17 protein-coding genes are annotated in these 21,977 nt (G+C 66.0%); 11 read left to right on the top strand and 6 right to left on the bottom strand.

Annotated features, from left to right (window positions below):
• Nucleotides 1-11: 11 nt before the first annotated feature.
• The 3 genes from FBY21_RS18080 (at nt 12) to FBY21_RS18070 (ending at nt 2,452) form a co-directional block, all read left to right on the top strand.
• A complete protein-coding gene (locus FBY21_RS18080) occupies nt 12-899 on the top strand; it encodes a 3-keto-5-aminohexanoate cleavage protein (protein ID WP_044409188.1) in 888 nt (295 codons plus the stop codon).
• A 79-nt stretch (nt 900-978) separates the two neighbouring features.
• Nucleotides 979-1,944 carry an L-carnitine dehydrogenase gene (locus FBY21_RS18075; protein ID WP_142012723.1) on the top strand — a complete coding sequence of 322 codons (966 nt, stop codon included), beginning with the start codon at nt 979-981 and terminating at the stop codon, nt 1,942-1,944.
• Nucleotides 1,945-1,978: 34 nt separating this feature from the next.
• Nucleotides 1,979-2,452 (top strand): thioesterase family protein, encoded by a 474-nt coding sequence (locus FBY21_RS18070; RefSeq protein ID WP_142012721.1) that lies wholly within the window; start codon nt 1,979-1,981, stop codon nt 2,450-2,452.
• A 46-nt stretch (nt 2,453-2,498) separates the two neighbouring features.
• On the opposite strand, the gene FBY21_RS18065 is transcribed toward FBY21_RS18070, so the two are convergent.
• Entirely contained in the window at nt 2,499-3,131 is a 633-nt protein-coding gene (locus FBY21_RS18065; protein ID WP_044409178.1) for a response regulator transcription factor, read from the bottom strand.
• 450 nt (nt 3,132-3,581) lie between these two features.
• Here FBY21_RS18065 and FBY21_RS18060 point away from each other — a divergent pair, with 450 nt between their 5' ends.
• Nucleotides 3,582-7,214: a transporter substrate-binding domain-containing protein gene (locus FBY21_RS18060; protein WP_253543749.1), complete on the top strand. Its 3,633-nt coding sequence runs from the start codon at nt 3,582-3,584 to the stop codon at nt 7,212-7,214.
• Here the strand turns inward: FBY21_RS18060 and FBY21_RS18055 are convergent.
• Nucleotides 7,208-8,398, bottom strand: coding sequence for an EAL domain-containing protein (locus FBY21_RS18055; protein WP_074967311.1), 1,191 nt, complete (start codon nt 8,396-8,398; stop codon nt 7,208-7,210). The two genes, FBY21_RS18060 and FBY21_RS18055, sit on opposite strands and share 7 nt — an antisense overlap.
• 164 nt (nt 8,399-8,562) lie before the next feature.
• Here FBY21_RS18055 and FBY21_RS18050 point away from each other — a divergent pair, with 164 nt between their 5' ends.
• The 4 genes from FBY21_RS18050 (at nt 8,563) to FBY21_RS18035 (ending at nt 13,524) form a co-directional block, all read left to right on the top strand.
• Entirely contained in the window at nt 8,563-9,195 is a 633-nt protein-coding gene (locus FBY21_RS18050) for a response regulator transcription factor (protein WP_142012718.1), read from the top strand.
• A gap of 287 nt (nt 9,196-9,482) precedes the next feature.
• Nucleotides 9,483-10,010: a fimbrial protein gene (locus tag FBY21_RS18045; protein ID WP_074967315.1), complete on the top strand. Its 528-nt coding sequence runs from the start codon at nt 9,483-9,485 to the stop codon at nt 10,008-10,010.
• A 102-nt stretch (nt 10,011-10,112) separates the two neighbouring features.
• Nucleotides 10,113-10,796, top strand: coding sequence for a fimbria/pilus periplasmic chaperone (locus tag FBY21_RS18040; RefSeq protein WP_244165657.1), 684 nt, complete (start codon nt 10,113-10,115; stop codon nt 10,794-10,796).
• 205 nt (nt 10,797-11,001) lie between these two features.
• Nucleotides 11,002-13,524, top strand: a complete 2,523-nt coding sequence (locus FBY21_RS18035; protein ID WP_253543747.1) for a fimbria/pilus outer membrane usher protein — start codon at nt 11,002-11,004, stop codon at nt 13,522-13,524.
• Nucleotides 13,525-13,603: 79 nt separating this feature from the next.
• On the opposite strand, the gene FBY21_RS18030 is transcribed toward FBY21_RS18035, so the two are convergent.
• Both FBY21_RS18030 and gbcA read right to left on the bottom strand, forming a co-directional pair.
• Nucleotides 13,604-13,915 carry a hypothetical protein gene (locus tag FBY21_RS18030; protein WP_107329715.1) on the bottom strand — a complete coding sequence of 104 codons (312 nt, stop codon included), beginning with the start codon at nt 13,913-13,915 and terminating at the stop codon, nt 13,604-13,606.
• 552 nt (nt 13,916-14,467) lie between these two features.
• A complete protein-coding gene (gene gbcA, locus FBY21_RS18025; protein WP_044409161.1) occupies nt 14,468-15,760 on the bottom strand; it encodes a glycine-betaine demethylase subunit GbcA in 1,293 nt (430 codons plus the stop codon).
• A gap of 360 nt (nt 15,761-16,120) precedes the next feature.
• Between gbcA and gbcB the strand changes: the two genes are divergently transcribed.
• Nucleotides 16,121-17,221 (top strand): glycine-betaine demethylase subunit GbcB, encoded by a 1,101-nt coding sequence (gbcB, locus tag FBY21_RS18020; protein ID WP_142012713.1) that lies wholly within the window; start codon nt 16,121-16,123, stop codon nt 17,219-17,221.
• 717 nt (nt 17,222-17,938) lie between these two features.
• On the opposite strand, the gene FBY21_RS18015 is transcribed toward gbcB, so the two are convergent.
• Nucleotides 17,939-18,982 carry a low specificity L-threonine aldolase gene (locus FBY21_RS18015; protein ID WP_044409155.1) on the bottom strand — a complete coding sequence of 348 codons (1,044 nt, stop codon included), beginning with the start codon at nt 18,980-18,982 and terminating at the stop codon, nt 17,939-17,941.
• 215 nt (nt 18,983-19,197) lie between these two features.
• On the opposite strand from FBY21_RS18015, the gene FBY21_RS18010 reads away from it, so the two are divergent.
• Entirely contained in the window at nt 19,198-19,497 is a 300-nt protein-coding gene (locus FBY21_RS18010; protein WP_044409151.1) for a hypothetical protein, read from the top strand.
• A 182-nt stretch (nt 19,498-19,679) separates the two neighbouring features.
• Here FBY21_RS18010 and FBY21_RS18005 read toward each other — a convergent pair whose 3' ends face one another.
• Nucleotides 19,680-19,985, bottom strand: a complete 306-nt coding sequence (locus tag FBY21_RS18005; protein ID WP_142012711.1) for an NIPSNAP family protein — start codon at nt 19,983-19,985, stop codon at nt 19,680-19,682.
• Between the two features lie 728 nt (nt 19,986-20,713).
• Between FBY21_RS18005 and glyA the strand changes: the two genes are divergently transcribed.
• Complete coding sequence (glyA, locus tag FBY21_RS18000; protein ID WP_069559108.1) at nt 20,714-21,967, top strand: serine hydroxymethyltransferase; 1,254 nt, start codon at nt 20,714-20,716, stop codon at nt 21,965-21,967.
• Nucleotides 21,968-21,977: the final 10 nt, after the last annotated feature.

Genomic DNA, 21,977 nt, shown 5'->3' with positions numbered 1-21,977 from the left:
ATGAATCCACCGTGAACCATGAAGTCATCGTCACCTGCGCCGTCACCGGCGCCGGCGATACCGTCGGCAAGCACCCGGCCATTCCCGTCACCCCGAAGGAGATCGCCGCCGCCGCCATCGAGGCGGCCAAGGCGGGCGCCACCGTCGCCCACTGCCATGTGCGCGACCCGCGTACCGGCAAGCCGAGCCGCGACGTGGCGCTGTACCGCGAGGTGGTGGAGCGCATCCGCGAGAGCGACACCGACGTGATCATCAACCTCACCGCCGGCATGGGCGGGGACCTGGAGATCGGCAAGGGCGAGCAGCCGCTGGAGTTCGGCGCCGGCACCGACCTGGTGGGGCCGCTGGAGCGCCTGGCCCATGTGGAGGAACTGCTGCCGGAGATCTGCACCCTGGACTGCGGGACGCTGAACTTCGGCGATGGCGACTTCATCTACGTGTCCACCCCGGCCCAGCTGCGGGCGGGCGCCAGGCGCATCACCGAGCTGGGCGTGAAGGCCGAGCTGGAGATCTTCGACACCGGCCACCTGTGGTTCGCCAAGCAGATGCTCAAGGAAGGGCTGCTGGAGGACCCGCTGATCCAGATCTGCCTGGGGATTCCGTGGGGGGCGCCGGCGGACACCACGACCATGAAGGCCATGGCCGACAACCTGCCGCCCGGCCTGACCTGGGCCGGCTTCGGCATCGGCCGCATGCAGATGCCGATGGTGGCCCAGGCGATGCTGCTGGGCGGCAACGTGCGGGTCGGTCTGGAGGACAACATCTGGCTGGACCGGGGCGTGCACGCCAGCAACGGGCAATTGGTGGAGCGGGCCATCGAGATCATCGAGCGCCTGGGCGGCCGTGCCCTGAGCCCGGCCGAGGGCCGCGAGAAGATGAACCTCAAGCGCCGCGGCTGAGCAAACCCCTCATTCATATGCCGTCGCCCGGGCTTCAGCCCGGGACGCAGCGCCAATCGACACAGGATCAGGAGCCACCATGGCCTTCACTACTCACATCAGAACCTTCGCCGCCCTTGGCAGCGGCGTGATCGGCAGCGGCTGGGTCGCCCGCGCCCTGGCCCACGGGCTGGACGTCGTCGCCTGGGACCCGGCACCGGGTGCCGAGGCCGCGCTGCGGGCCCGCATCGCCAATGCCTGGCCGGCCCTGGAGAAGCAGGGGTTGGCGCCGGGTGCGTCCCAGGCGCGCCTGCGCTTCGTCGACACCGTCGACGAGTGCGTGCGGGACGCCGACTTCATCCAGGAGAGCGCTCCCGAACGCCTGGAGCTGAAGCTGGCGCTGCATGCGCAGATCAGCGCGGCGGCGTGCCCGGACGTGATCATCGGCTCCAGCACCTCGGGGCTGCTGCCCAGCGAGTTCTACGCCGACGCGCAGCATCCGGAGCGCTGCGTGGTGGGGCACCCGTTCAACCCGGTCTACCTGCTGCCGTTGGTGGAGGTGGTGGGCGGGGAGAAGACGGCGCCCGAGGCGGTGCAGGCGGCGATCCAGGTCTACAGCGCACTGGGCATGCGCCCGCTGCACGTGCGCAAGGAGGTGCCGGGCTTCATCGCCGATCGCCTGCTGGAGGCGCTGTGGCGCGAGGCGCTGCACCTGGTCAACGACGGTGTGGCCAGCACCGGGGAGATCGACGATGCGATCCGCTTCGGTGCGGGGTTGCGTTGGTCCTTCATGGGCACCTTCCTCACCTACACCCTGGCCGGCGGCAACGCGGGGATGCGCCACTTCATGGCGCAGTTCGGGCCGGCCCTGCAACTGCCCTGGACCTACCTGCCGGCACCGGAACTGACCGAGACGCTGATCGACCGGGTGGTGGAGGGCACGGCGGTGCAGCAGGGCGAGCGCAGCATCGCCGAGCTGGAACGCTACCGGGACGACTGCCTGCTGGCGGTGCTGGCGGCGATCAAGGACACCAAGGCCCGTCATGGCTTCGCCTTCGCGGAGTAGCCGGCATGGCCTTTCGATGGAATGGAGCCCGGACATGAGCAAACCCCTGGTGACCTACCGCACGCGCATTCCCGCCGAGTGGGTGGACTACAACGGCCACCTGCGCGATGCGTTCTACCTGCTGGTTTTCAGCTACGCCACAGACGCGTTGATGGAGGTGATCGGCCTCGACGAGGGTGGGCGCGCGGAGACCGGCCACACGCTGTACACGCTGGAGTGCCACCTGAACTTCCTGGCGGAAGTGAAACTGGATGAAGCGGTGGAGGTGCGCACCCAGGTGCTGGGCGTGGACACCAAGCGCCTGCACATCCACCACAGCCTCTACCGGCCGGACGAACCGGTGATGCTCGCAGCCAGTGAGCAGATACTGATGAACGTGGACGCCGCTACGGCGCGCTCCTGCGCGTTCGCACCCGGAGTGGCGGAACGGGTCGGGGCGTTGTTCGAGGGGCACCGGGCGTGTCCGCTGCCGGCGTATGTGGGGCGGGTGATCGGGCTGCCGTCTTAGCGATGAAGGCGGCGCCCCGGCGCAGGGGCCGGGGCTCGGCGCGGGGTCAGGTCGGCAAGGCGTAGCGGCGGGCGAAGTCGATGAGGTCCACCAGGTTGCGGGTCTTCAGCTTGTCCATCAGGCGGGACTTGTAGGTGCTGACCGTCTTGTGGCTGATGAACAGCTGCTCGGCGATTTCCTTGTTGTTCTTGCCGTTGGCCAGGTTCTGCAGCACGGCCAGCTCACGGTCGGAGAGGCTGTCCAGCAACTGGCTGTCGTTCGGGCTGCCGCCTTCCTGGGCGCCGGAGGGCAGGTGCACGGTGCTGGGGAACAGGCTGTAGCCGGAGAGCACCGAGCGGGTGGCAGAGATCAGGCTCACGGCCTGCTCCTGCTTGGAGAGGTAGCCGGTGGCACCGGCCTGCAGGCAGCGATTGGCATACAGCGCGGCCGGCAGCGAGGTGAGCACCAGCAGCTTGAGGTTCACGTCCATCGCGCTGAGGCGCCCCAGCACTTCCAGGCCGTCGAGCTTGGGAATGGCGATGTCGAGAATGACCAGGTCGGGGCGCAGGGAGCGGGCCATGCTGAGGCCTTCCACGCCGTTTTCGGTTTCACCGACGATTTCATAACCTTCGCGTTCCAGCAGTACGCGAGTCGCGAAACGAATCATGGGCTGGTTGTCGATCAGCAGAATCTTGCTCATCTGGTTGGTTCTCCTGCTCAAGTTTCTCAATTCAATAGGAAGGCGCACGGAAGCCTTCGGGAACTTGCCGTATAGGTGTGTTAAAGGATCGGTCTTTTGCCGTCCTGACCGCGAACGACGGGGGTATGGGCCCGAGCGCGATGTCGATCAAGTTGGCATTGAGCGATTCTTCTCAGAATCTTGCTCGCTGTCTTTCGGACTATTCCGAATACTTCGTTTTTCTGCCCGGCTAACTTGTACGACCTGATTTATCCGTCTGATGAGGCGGCTTAAAAAGTTTGGCTAAGCATGTAGAGCGCGGATTATATTTGCGGTGCGCGGCGGGATTGGTCTTTTGGGAAGTTTCCTACAAGACATGTAGGTATTACTTTTATGTACGTCCCCTTAGGGTCGCCTGTCTGCTCTTGAACTAAGGTTTCCCCGACACCTCTTTTCCCTGCAGGTGGGTCTGTGTCCCGTATTTCCGTCCTCCGCACACTCTCCCTGTGCCTGTCTTTGCTGTGCCTGTCGTTCGGCGGTGTCGTCCTGGCCGAGGAAGGGCGCGCGCTCTCGCTGTCCAGCCAGGTGGTGGTGGACCAGCAGGAGTTGGAAATTTCCGAATCCGACTGGCACTGGTTGCGCCAGCGCCGTGAGTTGGTCTTAGGCGTGCTGGCCCAGGGGTATCCGCCCCTGGAGATTCTCCAGGGGCAGGGGGCCTACCAGGGCATGACGCCGGATGCGGCCGCGCTGCTGGGGCAGATGCTTGGTCTGCAGATCCGCCTGCGTGCCTACCCCGACCGTGCGGCGCTGGAGAAGGCGCTGCTGGCCGGGGACATCGACCTGTTCGGTGCCGACAGCCATGACGAGCAGGAGCCGGGGCTTGCCCGCAGCCTGGCCTACGGCTCCAGCCGGCTGGCGTTGTTCCGCCGTGGCGATGACCGCCGCGAGTTTCCCGATGACCTCAAGGGCCTGAAGGTGGCCTACACGCCGGGGCACGGCGATGCCGTGGCGCTGTTCCCGTCCGCCCAGGCGCTGCCGGTCGACACGGTGGAAGAGGGCGTTGCCGATGCCGCCTTCGGCCGTGCGGACCTGCTGCTGGCCGATGTGGTGCCGGTCTACTACCTGCTGAACCGCGCCTTCTACGGCACGGTGCGTTTCGAGCGCTATGTGGATTGGCCCGGCGGCGAGCTGGCCTTCGTGGTGCGTCAGTCCGACCCGCAACTGCTGCGGGGGATCGATGGGGCACTGCGTGCAGTCGGTCGCTCGCGCCTGGACGAGATCGCTCGCCGTTGGGTGGGCAACGGTGTGATGCCGGCGGCCGAGCGCATGGTGCTCACCCCGGAGGAGGCGCGCTGGGTGCAGCGTCATCCGGTGGTGCGCGTGGCGGTGGACGACGACCTGGCGCCCCTGGCCTTCTTCGACGGCAACGGGCAGTTCCAGGGCATCATCGCCGAGCTGCTGGACCTGGTGCGGCTGCGTACCGGGCTGCGCTTCGAGGCCGTCAGCCGCACCGGCGGCTACGCCGGCCAGATCGACGCCCTGACCTCCGGCCTGGCGGATGTCGGGCTGCTGACGCAGGACCATGAGCGGGAAACCCTGCTGCGTTTCACCCGGCCGATCACCAGCAGCCCCTTCGTGCTGGTCACCCGTTCCGGCGCCGATGGCCTCGGCGAGTCGGTGGGGGACCTGTCCGGTCGCGTGCTCGCCTTGGGGCGCGGCCATGTGGCGCGGGAGGCGATCCGCCGTGCCTTCCCCAAGGCGGAACTGGTGGAACCCGGTTCGACCCTGGATGCCTTGCACAGTGTCGACACCGGCCGCGCCGATGCCGCCCTGGTGGGGCTTCCGGTGGCCCGCTATTACCTGGTGCGGATGTTCCAGGGCCGCCTGGCCATCGCCCAGGTGGCGCCGGTGGGGCCGGCCACGGCCAACTTCGCGGTGCGTCGGGGCGATACCGAGCTGCAGGCGATCCTCGACCGGGCGCTGGCCGAGCTGTCGCCCGACGAACTGGCTGCCACGGCCAACCGCTGGCGCGGCATGCCGGGCATGAGCCCGCAGACCTGGCGCGACTACGGTGTGCTCATCCAGCGAATCATCATCGGTGCGGCGGTGCTCCTGCTGCTGGTGCTGGCCTGGGTGCTGCACCTGCGGCGCCAGGTGCGCCGACGCCAGCTCGCCGAGCGCCAGTTGCAGGATGAACTGCGCTTCATCGAGACACTGATCGACAGCATGCCGCCGCCGGTCTACGTGCGGGACACCGAAGGACGCCTGCTGTCGTGCAACCGCAGCTACCTGCAGACCCTAGGCCTGCCCCGCGAGGCAGTGATCGGCCTGACGGTGACCGAGCTGCCGGTGGATTTCCCGGACGCTGCCGAATTCCACCAGCGGCAGCTGCAGGCGATTGCCGAAGGGCAGCTGCAGCGCTCGGTGCATGAGCTGTCCCTGGGCGGTCGCACCCTGTGGATCGAACACTGGATCCAGCCCTTCCAGGATTCCACCGGGGTCACCCGTGGAGTGATCTGCGGCTGGCTGGACCTCACCGAGCACCACAACCTGGTGCTGGAGCTGGAAGCGGCGAAGAACATGGCCGATGCGGCCAGCCGCGCCAAGACTACCTTCCTCGCCACCATGAGCCATGAGATCCGCACGCCGATGAATGCGGTGATCGGCATCCTCGAACTGGCACTCAAGCGCGCGGCCGACCGCCCCATCGACCCGGCCAGCATCGAGGTGGCCTACACCTCGGCGAAGGGCTTGCTGGAGCTGATCGGCGACATCCTCGACATCGCCCGCATCGAGTCCGGTCGGCTCAGCCTGTCACCGCGCCGGGCCAATCTGCGGGAGCTGGTGGAGTCGGTGGCGCGGGTGTTCGACGGTCTGGCGCGGCAGAAGGGGCTGGTGCTGAACCTGGACATCGATGGCGGCATCCAGGGCGATGTGCTGGTGGATGGCATGCGCTTCAAGCAGGTGCTGTCCAACCTGGTCAGCAACGCCATCAAGTTCACCCGTGAAGGCAGCGTCAGCGTGCGCATCCATGGCGAGGACGGCGAGTCCGACCAGTTGCACGTCTACCTCAGCGTGCTGGACACCGGCATCGGTATCGACCCGGCGGACCAGGCGCGCCTGTTCCAGCCCTTCGAGCAGGTGCAGCGCAGCACCGGGGCGATGGAAGGGGCAGGGCTGGGGCTGGTGATCTGCCGCTCGCTCTGCGAAATGATGGGCGGCCGCCTGACCCTGGACAGCGCCCTCGGGCGCGGCACACGGGTGGATGTGGAGCTGCGCCTGCTGCGGCTCGACCCGATCCCGCTGATGGAAATCGCCCGCCAGGAGGAGGCACAGGCCCGGCGGAGGCTGAAAGTGCTGGTGGTGGACGACCACCCGGTGAACCGGCAGATCCTCGCCCAGCAGCTCGCCTACCTGGGCCACACCGTGGTGGAGGCGGCGGACGGAGTGGATGCCCTGGCGCGCTGGCGCGAGCAGCCCTTCGACGTCGTTGCCACCGACTGCCACATGCCACGCATGAACGGGGCAGACCTGGCCCGCGCCATCCGCGAGGACGAGCGCCAGCAGGGGCGCGTGCCGGCCCTGATCCTCGGGCTGACCGCCGACGCCCAGCAGGAAGAAGTGGAGCGCGGCCTCAAGGCCGGGATGGACGATTGCCTGGTCAAGCCCATCGGGCTGGACCTGCTGGAGGAAAAGCTCGGCGGTGCCCCGGGCGCCTCACCCGCGCCGGTCGAGCCGCCGGCGGGGGAGGCTGCGGCGTTGTTCGACCTGAGCCCGCTGGCACCCTTGACCGGTGGCGACCCAGGCCTGGCGGTGAACCTGCTGCGGGAGTTGCTCAACACCAACCGACGCGACCTCGCCGCGCTGGAAGAGCAGGTGCGCCAGCACGATGCATCGGCGCTGTTCGAGCTGGCCCATCGGCTCAAGGGCGCGGCGCGGGTGATCAAGGCCACCCAGGTGATCGAGGCCTGCGAGTACCTGTCGCGGGCCAGTGTGGTGGAACGGCCGCGCACCGAGGCCCTTGAGGCTGGCGTGGAGGCCGTGCGGCGTGCCCTGGATGCCCTGGAGCGTGGCCTGCTCCAGCAGATGCCGGAGCTTCAGTGAAGCGTCGGGCGCTCCACCAGCAGGCGGTCGAAGTCCGGACGGGCCAGCGGCCGCGAGAAGAGGAAACCCTGGCCTTCGGTGCAGCCCAGGGACAGCAGGCGCTCGCGCTGCTGGCGGGTCTCGATGCCTTCGATGATCAGGCTGATGTCCATGGCCTTGGCCAGCGCCACCGCGCTGCTGATCACCGCGCCGCTGCGGGGCTGGCTGGTGAGCTTGCGGGCGAAACCGGCGTCCAGCTTCACCTGGCTGAAGGGCAGGTCGCAGAGGCGGTCGAGGGAGGAGTAGCCGGTGCCGAAGTCGTCCATCGACAGGCCGCAACCCATCATGCGCAGGCGAACGAGGTTCTCCAGGCTGGTGGTCGGGGCGCTGAACAGGCCGGTCTCGGTGACTTCGAAGGTGATGCCATCGGCGGGCAGGCCGGCTTCTTCCAGGTATTCGCGGACCCGCTCGGGGAGGGCGTTGTCGCTCAGTTGGCCGGGCTGGAGGTTGAAGGCGATGTTCAGCGAGCGGCCCTCGCGAGCGAGGCAGCGCTGCAACTCCAGGCCCTGGCGGAAGATCTGCCAGAACATGCGGTTGATCAGGCCGTGGGCCTCCATCATCTGCAGGAACTGCGCGGGCATCAGCACACCGTGCTGCGGGTGGCGCCAGCGAGCCAGGGCTTCGGCACCGATCAGTTCGCCGCTGCGCAGGTCCACCTTGGGCTGGAACCAGGCTTCGAACTGGCCCAGTTCCAGGCCTTCCAGCAACTCGTCGCGAGAGGGCAGCTCCAGGACTTCCGGCTCGCCCAGCCCACGGGCCTGGTTGGCTTCGTAGCGGGCCAGCAGCTGCGCGGCCCGCTCGATGTCGAAGGGCTTGCCCAGGTCGCCCAGGCATTCGAGCCCGAGGGTGCGGATCATCGATTGGGTGGCCTGGCGCAGGGGCGCTTCCACGGCACTGCTGAGGATCACCGAGCGCACGGCGCCGGAATGGCTGGCGTGGCGGAGGAAGGCCAGGCCGTCCATGCCCGACATGCGCAGGTCGCACAGCACGACATCGACGCCGCCGCAGCTCTGCAGTTCGGCCAGGGCGCTGGCGCCATCGCCGGCCTGGTGGATGCGCTGGACCCCCAGCTTCTGCAAGGCGGTGACGGCGATCAGGCGCTGGAAGGGTTCGTCTTCCAGAACCAGAATGCTGATGTTCTTCATGGCGAGGGCTCGGTTGGTAAAAAGTCCGGCCACGTTACGCAGGCAGTCCAAGTGCAGCTAGGCGAAGCGTCGGTAGCGTTTGTAGGAAATTTCATCTGTGGCACGACTGTGTCACAGTTTTGTCGGGGCTCCCCCGAGCCGTGGTCCAGCGCGAGGTCGCAAGTATGAGAACAGCCCTGATCGTCGATGATCACCCGGTGATCCGCATGGCGGTGCGCATGCTCCTGGAGCGCAACGGGCTCGAGGTGGTGGGTGAGGCCGACAACGGCGTCGATGCCGTGCAGATGGTGCGCCAGCACGAGCCGGACGTGGTCATCCTCGACATCGGCATTCCCCGCCTGGACGGCCTCAACGTCATCAGTCGCATCCGCTCGCTCGGGCTCGACAGCCATGTGCTGGTGCTCACCTCATTGCCCGCCGAGGGCTTCTGTCAGCGCTGCCTGCAGGCGGGGGCACGGGGCTTCGTGAGCAAGGAGGAGGACCTGCAGAACCTGGTGATCGCCATCAACTCCATCAGCGCCGGCTTCACCTTCTTCCCCGCCGACGTGTTTCCGGTGGGGCAGGGCGCGCCGGCCAGCGAGCAGGAGTTGGTGGGGCGCTTGTCCAACCAGGAGCTGATGGTGCTGCAGTACCTGGCGTCCGGCCTCGGTAACAAGGAAATCGCCGAGCGGATGCTGCTCAGCAACAAGACCGTGAGCACCTACAAGAGTCGCATCCAGCAGAAGCTCAACCTCGCCTCGCTTCTCGAACTCATCGAGTTCGCCCGCCGCAACGACCTGAGCGCTCGGCAGCAGTAGCCGCTCTACCTCGCACTTCTCCCTCCTGGCGCCCGCTCGGGCGCCTTCCTCTGGGGCTCTGAAGCCAGCCTCAGAAAAGGTTTCAGATCCAGGTGAAATTTCCTACAGCCCGCATGGGTCGGGGACTCCATTCCCGGCTTGAGGCCGTCGATATCATTGTGCCCGCCACGCTGAAGTGCGATGCGGTTCTCAATACGAGGCCGGCAAGCGCTCAGTTCTGGTTCCGACTCTAGAGGTCAATCTTTCATTTCGGCGCGTGGAACCAGGCGCCTCTACAGGAGAGTTAAATGAAAAAGTTCCTCACCGCTGGCGCGGCCCTGGTCGGTTTCGGCCTGAGCAACCTGGCACTGGCTTCTGACGGCACGATCACCTTCAAGGGCGAAGTCTCCAGCAAGACCTGCACCATTGACAGCAATACCCTCAATCAAAATGTGGAAATGCCAGTCGTTTCCCAAACCTCGCTGGCTCCCGGCCAGAGGGCTGGTGCCAAGCAGTTCGAAATTCGCGTCAGCGCTTGCACTGCTGGCACCAAGGTCAAGGCTCATTTTGACGCGGGCTCTACGGTCGATGCTGTCGAAGGCGTTCTCAAGAACCAGAGCAAAGACGCTAATGCATCCAACGCCTTTGTTCAGATCCTCAACAAGAACGGTGATCCTATCAATCTGGTGAATGGAACCAACAACCTTGAGGAAGTGACCGGCACCAACAACGACGCCGTGTTGTTGTTCTCGGCCGCTTACCTTGCCCCGAAGGTCGATCCCATCAAGCCCGGTCCTGTGCTGACGAATGTCTCCTACACCATGACCTACGAGTAATACCCCCTACTCGCCCGGGACCTCCCGGGCGAGTTGCCTCTACGGTACTTCCCCATGTCCCTGCGCATCTCATTCACGCGATGGCTACTGGCTGTCACGACCTTGTTGACCCTGTCCGGCGCCCATGCCGGCATCGTGGTCAATGGCACCCGGTTCATCTACCCCGCGAAGCAGCAGGAGATCGGGGTGCGCGTCAGCAATGACGGCAATCAGCCTTCCCTGGTCCAGGTGTGGATCGACCGGGGTGACCCCGAGATTCGCCCCGAGAACGCTGAAGCACCCTTCGTCATGACGCCGCCCCTGTTTCGTGTAGAGCCCGGAAAAGGCCAGAGCGTGAGGGTTTCCTTCATCGGCGAGCCCCTGCCCAAGGACCGCGAGAGCGTGTTCTGGCTGAACCTGCTGGACGTGCCGCCCATGCCCAGCGAGGACGGCAACTACATGCAGTTCGCCATTCGCACCCGGGTCAAGCTGTTCTACCGCCCCGAGGGGCTGCCGGGCCGCCCGGACCGCGCCATCGAGCAGGTGGCCTGGAGCCTGGCCAGCATCGACGGTAAGCCCGTGCTCAGGGCCACCAACCGCAGTGCCTACAACGTGTCCTTCGGCGATATCGCCCTGCGTGCCAACGGCCGCGACTACAAGGCTGGCAGCGGCATGGTCGGGCCCTTCGGCAGCCACGACTTCCCGGTTACCGGGTTGTCCGGCATGCCGGCATCCGGTCGCGTGGTGCTGCAGTGGATCAACGACTACGGCGCCAGCGTCGGTCAGGAGAGCAGCCTGGACAAGTAGGTCCGGGCATTAGTCGCCATTTTCTTTACACGAATCCCAAGGAGCATCGCGCTGGTCGATGCGAGGTGTACCCATGACTTCGCTTCCCGATACGGATGCCGTTGGCCTCACAAGGGCCTTACTCCCGGGCGGTCAGCGGCGGTGCCCTGTCGTACGCCCACACCTGTTGGCTTTTGCCGTGGCCATGGCCTCGCTCGGGGGGGCCATGGGCCTCGTCGATGCGGACGAATTGCCCAATAGCCCTCGCTTTGCGGCCTTCAACCCCGACTTCCTGTTCAATGGCTCGGGGCAGGGTGAAGCGGTGGACCTGTCCCGCTTCAGCCGCGGCACCGTGCTGCCGGCGGGCACCTATCGGCTGGACATCCTCCTCAACGAGCGCTGGATAGGCCGCCAGGAAGTCCGTCTGCAGGACGACAAGGACGCGCCCAACGGCGCCCGGGTCTGCTTCACCCCGACCCAACTGGGCACCATCGGCCTCGACCTGGACAAGCTTCCGGACCCGGCGGCCGCCCGCGCGAAGCTGGAAAGCGAGGAGTGCCTGGACCTGACGCAACTGGTGCCGTCCTCCAGCGTCAACGTCGATCTGTCCGAACTCAGCGCCTACCTCAGCGTCCCCCAGGCCTACCTTGGGCGGCAGGTGCGCGGTGAGGTGGATCCCCGGGACTGGGACCGTGGCGTCACTGCCGGTTTCATCGGCTACAGCGCCAACCTCTACCGGAACCACACCGACAGTGGCGATACCCAACAGCTCAGCATCGGGCTCAACAACGGCATCAACCTGGGCGACTGGCGGCTGCGTACCAATGGCAACTACAACCGCTCCAGCTCGTCGGGCGCCCCGTCGCGCAGCCACTACAGCAACAGCAGCACCTACGTGCAGCGGGACCTGACCGGCATCCGCTCGCAACTGACCGTGGGCGACTACTACACGCCGGGCGAGCTGTTCGACAGCGTGCCCTTCCGGGGCGTGCAGGTGGGCTCGGACGACCGCATGCTGCCCGACGCCCTGCGTGGTTATGCACCGGTCATCCGCGGCGTGGCGGAGACCAACGCCAAGGTCACCATCCGCCAGGGTGCGTCGATCCTCCACGAGGTCACGGTCTCCCCCGGGCCGTTCAGCATCGAGGACCTCTACGACTCGGGCTACTCCGGCGACCTGGAGGTCACCGTGACCGAGGCGGATGGCCGCCAGCGCACCTTCCTCGTACCTTACGCCTCCGTGGCCCAGTTGCTGCGCCCGGGCATGTCGCGCTTCAGCGTCACCGCCGGCGAGTACCGCAACGACTCGGCCGAGCGCGTCCCTCGCTTCGTCCAGGGCACCTACCAGCGTGGTATCTCCAACGACTGGAGTGCCTACACCGGCAGCATCATCGCCGAGAAGTACATGGCGGTTCAGGGCGGTGTGGCCCTGAGTACCGGGCTGGGTGCCCTGGCACTGGACGTGACCCAGTCGCAGGTCAAGGAGTCCCCCCAGCGCACCGAGGACTCGGCGCCCAGGGGCGGCCGCAGCTACCGGATGACCTACTCGAAGCTGGTGGACGCGACCCAGACCAACTTCACCATGGCGGCCTACCGCTTCTCCAGTCGCGGCTACCTGAGCTTCAGCGACTACGCCCAGGCCTATGGCAACCCCGAAGGTGGACTCTATCGCCAGCGCAGCCGCTTCCAGGTGAGTGCCACGCAACCCCTGCCGGGGGAAATGGGCAGCCTCTACCTGAGCGGCTCGTCGCAGAAGTACTGGGACGCCTCGCGCAAGGGCGACATGACCTTCCAGGGCGGCTACTCCAACAGCTACCGCTGGGGCTCCATGAGCCTGTCGGTGGGACGTACCCGCATGGGCGAGGGGTATGAGAACCAGTACATGATGAGCTTCAACATCCCCATCGGCGATGTGGGTCGTTCCGCCAGCCTCAGCACGTCGGTCAACTACGCCAAGGGTCGCAGCAGCACCCAGGCCAGCCTGAGCGGCTCCCTCGGGGAACAGTCCCAGGCCAGCTACAGCCTCTATGGCTCCACCAGTCGCGACCAGGGCGAGCGCTTCAACAACACCGGTGGCAGCTTCAACTACCGTGCCTCCGCCGTGGCCCTCAATGCCGGGCTGAGCAAGGGCACCGGCTACCGCCAGGAGAACCTCGGTGCGATGGGCACCATCGTGCTCCACCCGGGGGGCGTCAACTTCACCCAGACCCAGGGCGAAACCCTCGCCATCATCGAGGCCAAAGGCGCCCAGGGTGCCTATGTGTCGAACGATGCCGGGACGCGGATTGCCGGCAATGGCTACGCCGTGGTCGGTGGGCTGTCCCCGTATCGGCAGAACCAGGTGGTGATCGACCCGGCCGGGCTGTTCCGCAACGTGGAGCTGCAGGTCACCGAGCAATCGGTGGCGCCCCGCCATGGCGCGGTGGTCATGCTCAACTACCCGACCATCAGCGGCATCCCGGTGCTGTTGAAGATCGTGCGGGACAACGGCGAGAACCCGCCGCTGGGCTCCGAAGTGCTCGATGCCGACGGCAAGAGCCTGGCAATGGTGGGGCAGGCGGGCCGTGCGTTCCTGAGGGGGCTGGATCCGACCGGATCGCTGGTGGTGCGTTGGGGCAGCGACCCCGACAAGCGTTGCACCTTCGAGTACCGGCTGCCGGAAGCAGATCCGGATGATCTCAATTACCAGCAGTTGGAAGTTCGCTGTATCACCCGTACCGGGCGTTCCGAGGTCGCGTTCGCCGACTGACGCCTGGGCTATCTGAACGCTTTTCCTCATCAGGGCCGGTCTTTACCGGCCCTGTCTTTTTCTGCACGTCCGAACTGACTCAGTTGAAGGTGACGGTGATGATCCCGCCCTTGCGGCCCGAGCGGGTCGTGATGGGCTTCATCGCCACGCTCTGGGTCTGGGCGACGCCTGCACAGGCCGAGTCATGGAAGGGATCGGTCGGGGTGCGCGGGCTGATGCCATTGGCGCGTCCCACATTGTTCTGCCAGACACTTGTAGGAACGCTGCACATATCCTTTACGATTCGGCCCTGAAAGGTGATCTGACCATGAGCAGGTTCGTTAGCATTGGCTTGGGCAGCGCCCAGGGCCAGGAAAAGGGCGACGGCGGAGAGACTCAGTATTTTTTTCATGTTTAGGACTCCTCACAGACATGACCTGAGTAAAAATCAGCGCGCTCCTACAATCCAGTTTTTTGCTGTCCTCTTTTTCTGTAGGCGACCTCGGGTGGGACGCCCTTGCGTCACAGTTCCATTTGCGACTGCCGATATTTTGTGACCACGTTCATTTCGTGGTCCTCGTCAGAAATTTCCTATATGGATCTTTCGTCCCTTAAAGGCCACAATCGGGCAGTCATCCCGCCGCAGGCACACTGCAAAAGCACCTCTGCTCCACCCGCCTCGCACACACAGCCAAGCCCCCTCGTTCAGCACCGACTGCCTTCATTTGCCTTTTCCGCCCCTGCGCAGGTGGTGGAGTGGTTTTCTGCGGGCATGAAAAAGGCCCATCGCACTGGCGCGATGGGCCACATAAAAAAGCCCCCGTCAGGGCCGACGACCTGACGGGGGCGAGGGGTGTCCCTGACGGGACCTCAGTGTGTTGCTTTCAGCGCCGGGAGCGTTTGCAGGCCAGCGCCGCGTAGAGCATGAGCAGGATGAGGAATCCCAGGCTCAGGGACATGTCGCTTACTCGGCGCCGACCTGGCGCAGCTTGGTCGCCGGGGTGTCGCCCAGGTTGTTGAGCATCCGCTCGCTGTACCAGTCGAGGAAGTTGATCACGCCGAACTCGTAGGTCTTCGAGTAGGGGCCGGGCTGGTAGGCGGAGGAGTTGATGCCGCGCTGGTTCTCCTCGGCCAGGCGACGGTCCTGGTCGTTGGTGGCGTCCCACACCTCGCGCAGGCGCGCCACGTCGTAGTCCACGCCTTCCACCGCGTCCTTGTGCACCAGCCACTTGGTGGTGACCACGGTCTCCTGCGGGCCGATGGGCCACACGGTGAAGACGATCATGTGGTCGCCCATGCAGTGGTTCCAGGAGTGCGGCAGGTGGAGGATGCGCATGGAGCCCAGGTCCGGGTTCTGGATGCGGCCCATCAGTTTCTTGCTGCCCTGCTTGCCGTCCATGGTCATGGACACGGTGCCTTCGAGCAGCGGCATGCGCACGATGCGGTTGCGCAGGCCGAAGCTGGCGTGGGCATAGGGGATCTTCTCCGCGTCCCAGGCCCGGGTGCAGGCGGCCACCTGGTCCTTGAAGGCCTGGCTGGCGCGCGGGTCGGTCACGTCGTCCCACTCCAGCAGGGTGTTGAGCAGCTCCGGGTGCGAACCACTGCAGTGGTAGCACTCGCGGTTGTTCTCCATCACCAGCTTCCAGTTGGCGGCTTCACGCAGGGTGGTCTGCACGGCCACCTTGGTGTTCTCCATGTCGTAGGGCTCCATGTAATGGGCCAGCGTGGAGAGGAAGTCGTCGATGGCCGGCGGGTTCTCCGCCAGGCTGATGAAGATGTAGCCACCGGCGGTCTTCACGTGCACCGGCTTCAGGCCGTACTGCTTCATGTCGAAGTCGGCGCCCATCTCGGTGCCGGCGAACAGCAGGCGGCCGTCCAGTTCGTAGGTCCACTGGTGGTAGGGGCAGACCAGCTTGGCCACCTTGCCCTTGTCGCTGACGCACAGGCGCGAACCGCGATGGCGGCAGACATTGTGGAAGGCATGGACCTGGCCTTCGGCGCCGCGCAGGACGATCACCGGGTTGTCGCCCACCTGCAGGGTCAGGTAATTGCCCTTGGCCGGGATCTCGCAGGTCATGCCGGCGATCAGCCACTCCTTGTGGAAGATCTCCTGCATGTCGAGCTGGAACAGGCGCTCGTCGTTGTAGAACGGCTGGGGCAGCGAGAAGGTGTGGTCGCGCTCCTTGAGCATGGCGGCCGTGGCCTTGCGTGCGGGTTCGAGCGGGTCGACCAGGCTCAGGGGGGAAGTGACGTCCATCGGTAACTCCTCAAAAGGCTGGTCGCACCGGCGACCGCCGCAATGGGTGGCTGATTCGGTTGTCACGCAAGGCGGCGTGACGTGCCCCTCTGTTCTCCCTGGCCGACTGCAGGCCCTGCTGCGGATACGAGGGTGGTTTTTCGAAAAGCCTCGTGTTCTGGCTGGGGCCGAGTGTGCTGTCGCCATGGGGTACGACCTTATCCACGGGCGACACGGCCGCATCCGTTTCCGACGCTCGAGCCCTTGTGGTTGCTGGCAGGTCGCGATGAGCATGCGAATGTCGCTGGCAGGTAAGTGGTGGGGATTTGCGTTCAGCAGAATCCGATCAAAGGCGCCGATCCACGGCGCGCGGAGATGCGTATGAGCAACAGCTTCCTGAACCCGGTGAACACCCAGACCTGGACCAACGGCCGCCACCTGGTGCGCTGCGTGAAGACCGTCCAGGAAACCTGGGACGTCCGCACCTTCTGCTTCATGGCCGACCAGCCGATCCTGTTCTTCTTCAAGCCCGGCCAGTTCGTCACCCTGGAGCTGGAGATCGACGGGCAGCCGATCATGCGTTCGTACACCATCTCCAGCACGCCCTCGGTGCCCTACAGCTTCTCCATCACCATCAAGCGCGTGCCGGGCGGCAAGGTCTCCAACTGGCTGCACGACAACCTCAAGGAAGGCGATGTCCTCCCCGTGCACGGCCCGGTGGGGCTGTTCAACGCCATCGACCACCCCGCCGACAAGGTGCTCTACCTTTCCGGCGGCGTCGGCATCACCCCGGTGATGTCCATGGCCCGCTGGTTCTTCGACACCAACGCCAACGTCGACATGGTCTTCGTCCACAGCGCCCGCACGCCGAAGGACATCATCTACCATCGCGAACTGCGCCACATGGCCTCGCGGATCGCCAACTTCAAGCTGCACCTGGTGGTGGAGCGCTACGACGCCGGCGAGACCTGGTCCGGCTACCGCGGCTACCTCAACGAAGCGATGCTGCACCTGATCACCCCCGACTTCATGGAGCGGGAGATCTTCTGCTGCGGCCCCACCCCCTACATGAGCGCGGTGAAGCGCCTGCTGCAGGCCAAGGGCTTCGACATGGCGCGCTACCACGAGGAAGCCTTCGGCCCGACGCCCCCCGAGGTGCGCGAAGAGGTCAAGGAACTGGCCGCCGAGGCTGCCGAGGCCGCGCCCGTACCGGCCGCCGACCAGCACCTGGTGGAATTCAGCAGCACCGGCAAGAGCATCCGCGTCGCCCCGGGCGAGACCGTGCATTCCGCCGCCGCCAAGCTCGGCCTGCATATCCCCAAGGCGTGCGGCATGGGCATCTGCGGCACCTGCAAGGTGATGAAGACCGCCGGTGAGGTGGAGATGGAGCACAACGGCGGCATCACCGACGAAGACGTCGCCGAGGGCTACATCCTCTCCTGCTGCAGCGTGCCCAAGGGCGACGTCTGCATCGACTACTGAGTCCCCAGCATCGGCCTGTACGGAAAACGACCAGGGCCTGCAAAGCCACGTCGGGCGGGGCGCAGCGGGTTTCGCGAACAGCTTGTCCACAGGCTGGTCCACGGCATCTGTGGATCGGCCGCGTACCCTCGGGCCGCGCACGACAAGGCTTCCAGCCGCTTGAGGTTCCACGGGAGCGGGCTGTTCAGGATTTGATCAGTGCGCTGAAAGCCTTGCCAGCCATGGGCTGCAGTCATCTATCCACAGGTCGGTCACAGCCTCCTGCACAGTGGGTGTGCATAGCCACCCCACCGGCACCGCGTTCCTGCTCGCAGGCTGACCTCCAGCCCAGGCAGCGCGGGCGCCGTGGCGTCCGAGCAGGGGTGAACAGGTTGTCCACAGGCTTGCCCACCGTTATCGGGGAAAACCTGGGGCCGATGCCCCGTGGAACATCCAGAACCCGGCTGGAGCATCCAGTCATTTCGCGGCCTTTAGGCCTGGATGAAAAATGAGCGATCGGCTGTGCGCCACGTCTGGCAAAGGGTGTGGCGATCTATCCACAGGCAGTCGACAGGCCGGTGCACAGCAGCTGTGCATGAATGTACGGCAAGTGGCTGAAATAGAACGAAAAACAGGCGGGAGGCCAGGGCCGTTGCGGCGCCTGGCCTGGCGGGAGGGCTCCACGGCTTGTCCACAGGTTGATGCACCGTAATCGGGGACAAGTCGCGGAGCGGGGCTTCAGCCCTGGGCCATTGCAGCGCGGATGTCGGCGGCCAGCTCGCGTACCCGGGCTTCCTCGGTGTCCCAGGAGCACATGAAGCGAGCACCACCGGCACCGATGAAGGTGTAGAAACGCCAGTTGCGCGCCCGCAGGTACTCCAGCGCCGCCTCGGACATCTGCAGGAACACCCCGTTGGCTTCCACCGGGAACATCAGGCTCACCCCCGGCACGTCCGCCACCAGCTCTGCCAGCAGCTGCGCGCAGCCGTTGGCGTGCTGTGCGTAGCGCATCCAGGCGTCGTCTTGCAGCAGGCCCACCCAGGGCGCCGAGAGGAAGCGCATCTTCGAGGCCAGTTGCCCGGCCTGCTTGCAGCGGTAGTCGAAGTCCTCGGCCAGGTCATGGTTGAAGAACAGGATCGCCTCGCCCACTGCCATGCCGTTCTTGGTACCGCCGAAGCACAGCACGTCGACGCCGGCCTTCCAGGTCAGCTCCGCCGGGGTGCAGCCGAGGAAGGCACAGGCGTTGGAGAAGCGCGCGCCGTCCATGTGCAGGCGCAGGCCCAGCTCCTTGCACACCGCGCTGATGGCGCGGACTTCCTCCGGGCGATAGACGGTGCCTACTTCGGTGGACTGGGTCAGCGTCACCACGCGGGGTTTCGGGTAGTGGATGTCCTGGCGCTTGAGGGCGATCTCGCGCACCGCGTCGGGCGTCAACTTGCCTTGCTCGGTGCGGGCCAGCAGCAGCTTGGAACCGTTGGAGAAGAACTCCGGCGCGCCGCATTCGTCGGTCTCGACGTGGGCCGTCTCCGAGCAGATCACGCTGTGGTAGCTCTGGCACATCGAGGCCAGTGCCAGGGAGTTGGCCGCCGTGCCGTTGAAGGCGAAGAACACCTCGCAGTCGGTCTCGAACAGGCGGCGGAAGTGATCGGCGGCGCGCGCCGTCCAGCTGTCCTCGCCGTAGGCGCGCTCATGGCCCTGGTTGGCCTGGGCCATGGCGGCCCACACTTCCGGGCAGATGCCGGAGTAGTTGTCGCTGGCGAATTGCTGGGTCTTGTCGGTCATCGAAGGGTCCTTTCGGTGTGCCGCCCCGTGCGTAGGCGGCCGATGGGATGTAAGTTAACGCCAGCTTGGATGCACGGAAACGTGCTCAGGCGACATCTGTTTCCACCCAGGCGCTGTCCGGGCGCCTTCAGGAACTCCGAGCGGGCTTTGCGGCTCACAACAGAACCGCACCTGCCACGGGGCCGGACCCTGCCATCACCTGAGGAGTGTCACCGATGCGCTACACCCACCTGCTTGCCGTTGCCGCCACCCTTTCCGTCAGCCTGTCGGCCGCCGCCGCCCAATGGGGGCCGGGCGAGCGCGAGCGTTTCGTCCAGGACTGCGCCGCCGGCGCCCAGGCCCAGGTGGCCGGGGACAAGCTGCAGAAATACTGCGGCTGTGCTGCCGACAAGGTCGGTGCCGAGTTCAGCCAGGCCGAGCTGGACGAGCTGAAGAACCAGACCACCCCGCTGCCCAAGCCCACCCACGAGCGCCTGATCAAGGTCACCAACCAGTGCCTGGCGCACCTCAACTGACCCCATCCCCCGGGCCTGGCCGCTGGCCGGGCCCTCTCCCCGCGTTCCGTATCCGCACGCCCGCGTAAAACCGACACGTCGCCCCTCGGGCGCTGCGTCTGCACGCGTCCGCTGTGCCTGTGGGTATCAGGGGCGGGCGGCGCTGGCGAACCGGAGGTGGCGCCAGGCCGCAGGGGGAGGGGTCAGTTGAAGACCGGGCGGAAGAAGCTGCGCTCGTAGCTGAGGATGCAGTGGGTCTGCTCTGCGTAGGCGAAGGCCGCCTGGCAGTCGGCGTCCTGCATCGACTGGGCGCGGTAGGTCTCGTAGGCGGCCAGGCTGGGGAAGGTGAACATCGCCATGGCGACGTTGTTGGCGCCCTCGGACGGCAGGAAGTAGCCGTGGTGCTGGCCGCCGAACTTCTCCACCAGCGGAATCCACAGGCGCCCGTAGTGCTCGAACTCGGCGAGCTTGTAGGGATCGATGATGTAGCGCAGGTAGCAGGTGACCATGGGGCGTCCTTTTCATTGGGCGATTGCCTGGGAGCCGGCACGCTAGCCAGTGCCCGGGCGGCTTGTCCAGCACGCCGGCATCCACAGCCTGTCCGGACCACTGTGCTGCGCTGTGGGCAAGTGGCGGACTGGACAACCTTTCCGCAAACCCTCAAAAATCACGCCACGCGTGGGCTTTGGCGATCTATCCACAGGCTGTGAACAGGGCCGTGCACAGTTTCTGTGGGCAAGCACCGGCTGCAACCCGCTGATACTGCTCAAGAAATGTACGAAGCCCGGGAAGCCTCGCCATGCCTGGTGCGGCGCCAGCGCTCTACAGGTTATCCACAGGGTGCTTCACGCTTTATGGGGATCACCCACCCACGCGTGTTCATCCATCGCCTCTCCGCCGCGCCGGCGGCCATGTCCCGTGGCGTCATCTACTGTTCCCATCGCGTCGTCGCTTTTGGCAAAGACGGCGCTGCCTGGCGGCGCCGCGCCCTGTCGCCCCGGAGGCAAGGTGGCCGCTGAAAGCGCCGTGTCGCGGGCCGGGTCGTTTGAGCATTTGGACGTCGTAAACAGGCAAGTCACCCCCCAGGCGTTTTCGCACAATCGGTCGCAACAGGCCCGGTCAGGCCGGAGATTCCGGCGCTGTCGCCCCCGGTGGAAACACCGGTGGGCGCTTGCCGCGATGGCTTCCGACCAGCCCCCCAAACCCCGTGCGACAGCCGCACCGCAGGAGATCAGCGATGTTCAGCAAGCAAGACCGAATCCAGGGCTACGACGACGAACTGTTCAGCGCGATGCAGGAAGAAGCGCACCGACAGGAAGACCACATCGAGCTGATCGCCTCCGAGAACTACACCAGCCAGCGGGTGATGGAAGCCCAGGGCAGCGGCCTGACCAACAAGTACGCCGAAGGCTACCCGGGCAAGCGCTACTACGGCGGTTGCGAATTCGTCGATAAGGTGGAGCAGCTGGCCATCGACCGCGCCAAGGAGCTGTTCGGCGCCGACTACGCCAACGTCCAGCCGCACTCCGGCTCCTCCGCCAACAGCGCCGTCTATCTGGCCCTGCTCAATGCCGGCGACACCCTGCTGGGCATGAGCCTGGCCCACGGCGGCCACCTCACCCACGGCGCCAAGGTGTCCTCCTCCGGCAAGCTGTACAACGCCGTGCAGTACGGCCTGGACCCGGCCACCGGCCTGATCGACTACGACGAAGTCGAGCGCCTGGCCGTGGAGCACAAGCCGAAGATGATCGTCGCCGGCTTCTCCGCCTACTCCAAGACCCTCGACTTCCCGCGCTTCCGTGCCATCGCCGACAAGGTCGGGGCGCTGCTGTTCGTCGACATGGCCCACGTCGCCGGCCTGGTGGCCGCAGGCCTGTACCCGAACCCGCTGCCCTACGCCGACGTGGTCACCACCACCACCCACAAGACCCTGCGCGGCCCGCGCGGTGGCCTGATCCTCGCGCGCAAGAACGAAGAGATCGAGAAGAAGCTCAACTCCGCCGTGTTCCCCGGCGCCCAGGGCGGCCCGCTGATGCACGTCATCGCCGCCAAGGCCGTGTGCTTCAAGGAAGCGCTGGAGCCCGGCTTCAAGACCTACCAGGCCCAGGTCATCAAGAACGCCCAGGCCATGGCCAAGGTGTTCATCGAGCGTGGCTACGACGTGGTCTCCGGCGGCACCGACAACCACCTGTTCCTGGTCAGCCTGATCAAGCAGGGCCTGACCGGCAAGGACGCCGACGCCGCCCTCGGTCGCGCCGGCATCACCGTGAACAAGAACGCCGTGCCCAACGACCCGCAGTCGCCGTTCGTCACCTCCGGCGTGCGCATCGGCACCCCGGCCATCACCACCCGTGGCTTCAAGGAAGCCCAGTCCACCGAGCTCGCCGGCTGGATCTGCGACATCCTCGACCACCTCGGCGACGCCGACGTGGAAGCCCAGGTGGCCCGGCAGGTGGCGGCGCTCTGCGCCGACTTCCCCGTCTACCGCTGATCCAGGAGTC

It is taken from the genome of Pseudomonas sp. SLBN-26, assembly GCF_006715895.1.
Taxonomy (GTDB): Bacteria; Pseudomonadota; Gammaproteobacteria; order Pseudomonadales; family Pseudomonadaceae; genus Metapseudomonas; species Metapseudomonas otitidis.
Note: the sequence above shows the minus strand (reverse complement) of the source record. Positions and strands in the feature narration are given on the sequence as shown.

Coding starts and splice junctions, on each gene's coding strand:
- FBY21_RS18075 (WP_142012723.1), top strand. CDS start 979: ATGGCCTTCACTACTCACATCAGAACCTTCGCCGCCCTTGGCAGCGGC.
- FBY21_RS18070 (WP_142012721.1), top strand. CDS start 1,979: ATGAGCAAACCCCTGGTGACCTACCGCACGCGCATTCCCGCCGAGTGG.
- FBY21_RS18065 (WP_044409178.1), bottom strand. CDS start 3,131: ATGAGCAAGATTCTGCTGATCGACAACCAGCCCATGATTCGTTTCGCG.
- FBY21_RS18055 (WP_074967311.1), bottom strand. CDS start 8,398: ATGAAGAACATCAGCATTCTGGTTCTGGAAGACGAACCCTTCCAGCGC.
- FBY21_RS18050 (WP_142012718.1), top strand. CDS start 8,563: ATGAGAACAGCCCTGATCGTCGATGATCACCCGGTGATCCGCATGGCG.
- FBY21_RS18045 (WP_074967315.1), top strand. CDS start 9,483: ATGAAAAAGTTCCTCACCGCTGGCGCGGCCCTGGTCGGTTTCGGCCTG.
- FBY21_RS18035 (WP_253543747.1), top strand. CDS start 11,002: ATGGGCCTCGTCGATGCGGACGAATTGCCCAATAGCCCTCGCTTTGCG.
- FBY21_RS18030 (WP_107329715.1), bottom strand. CDS start 13,915: ATGAAAAAAATACTGAGTCTCTCCGCCGTCGCCCTTTTCCTGGCCCTG.
- gbcA (WP_044409161.1), bottom strand. CDS start 15,760: ATGGACGTCACTTCCCCCCTGAGCCTGGTCGACCCGCTCGAACCCGCA.
- gbcB (WP_142012713.1), top strand. CDS start 16,121: ATGAGCAACAGCTTCCTGAACCCGGTGAACACCCAGACCTGGACCAAC.
- FBY21_RS18015 (WP_044409155.1), bottom strand. CDS start 18,982: ATGACCGACAAGACCCAGCAATTCGCCAGCGACAACTACTCCGGCATC.
- FBY21_RS18010 (WP_044409151.1), top strand. CDS start 19,198: ATGCGCTACACCCACCTGCTTGCCGTTGCCGCCACCCTTTCCGTCAGC.
- FBY21_RS18005 (WP_142012711.1), bottom strand. CDS start 19,985: ATGGTCACCTGCTACCTGCGCTACATCATCGATCCCTACAAGCTCGCC.
- glyA (WP_069559108.1), top strand. CDS start 20,714: ATGTTCAGCAAGCAAGACCGAATCCAGGGCTACGACGACGAACTGTTC.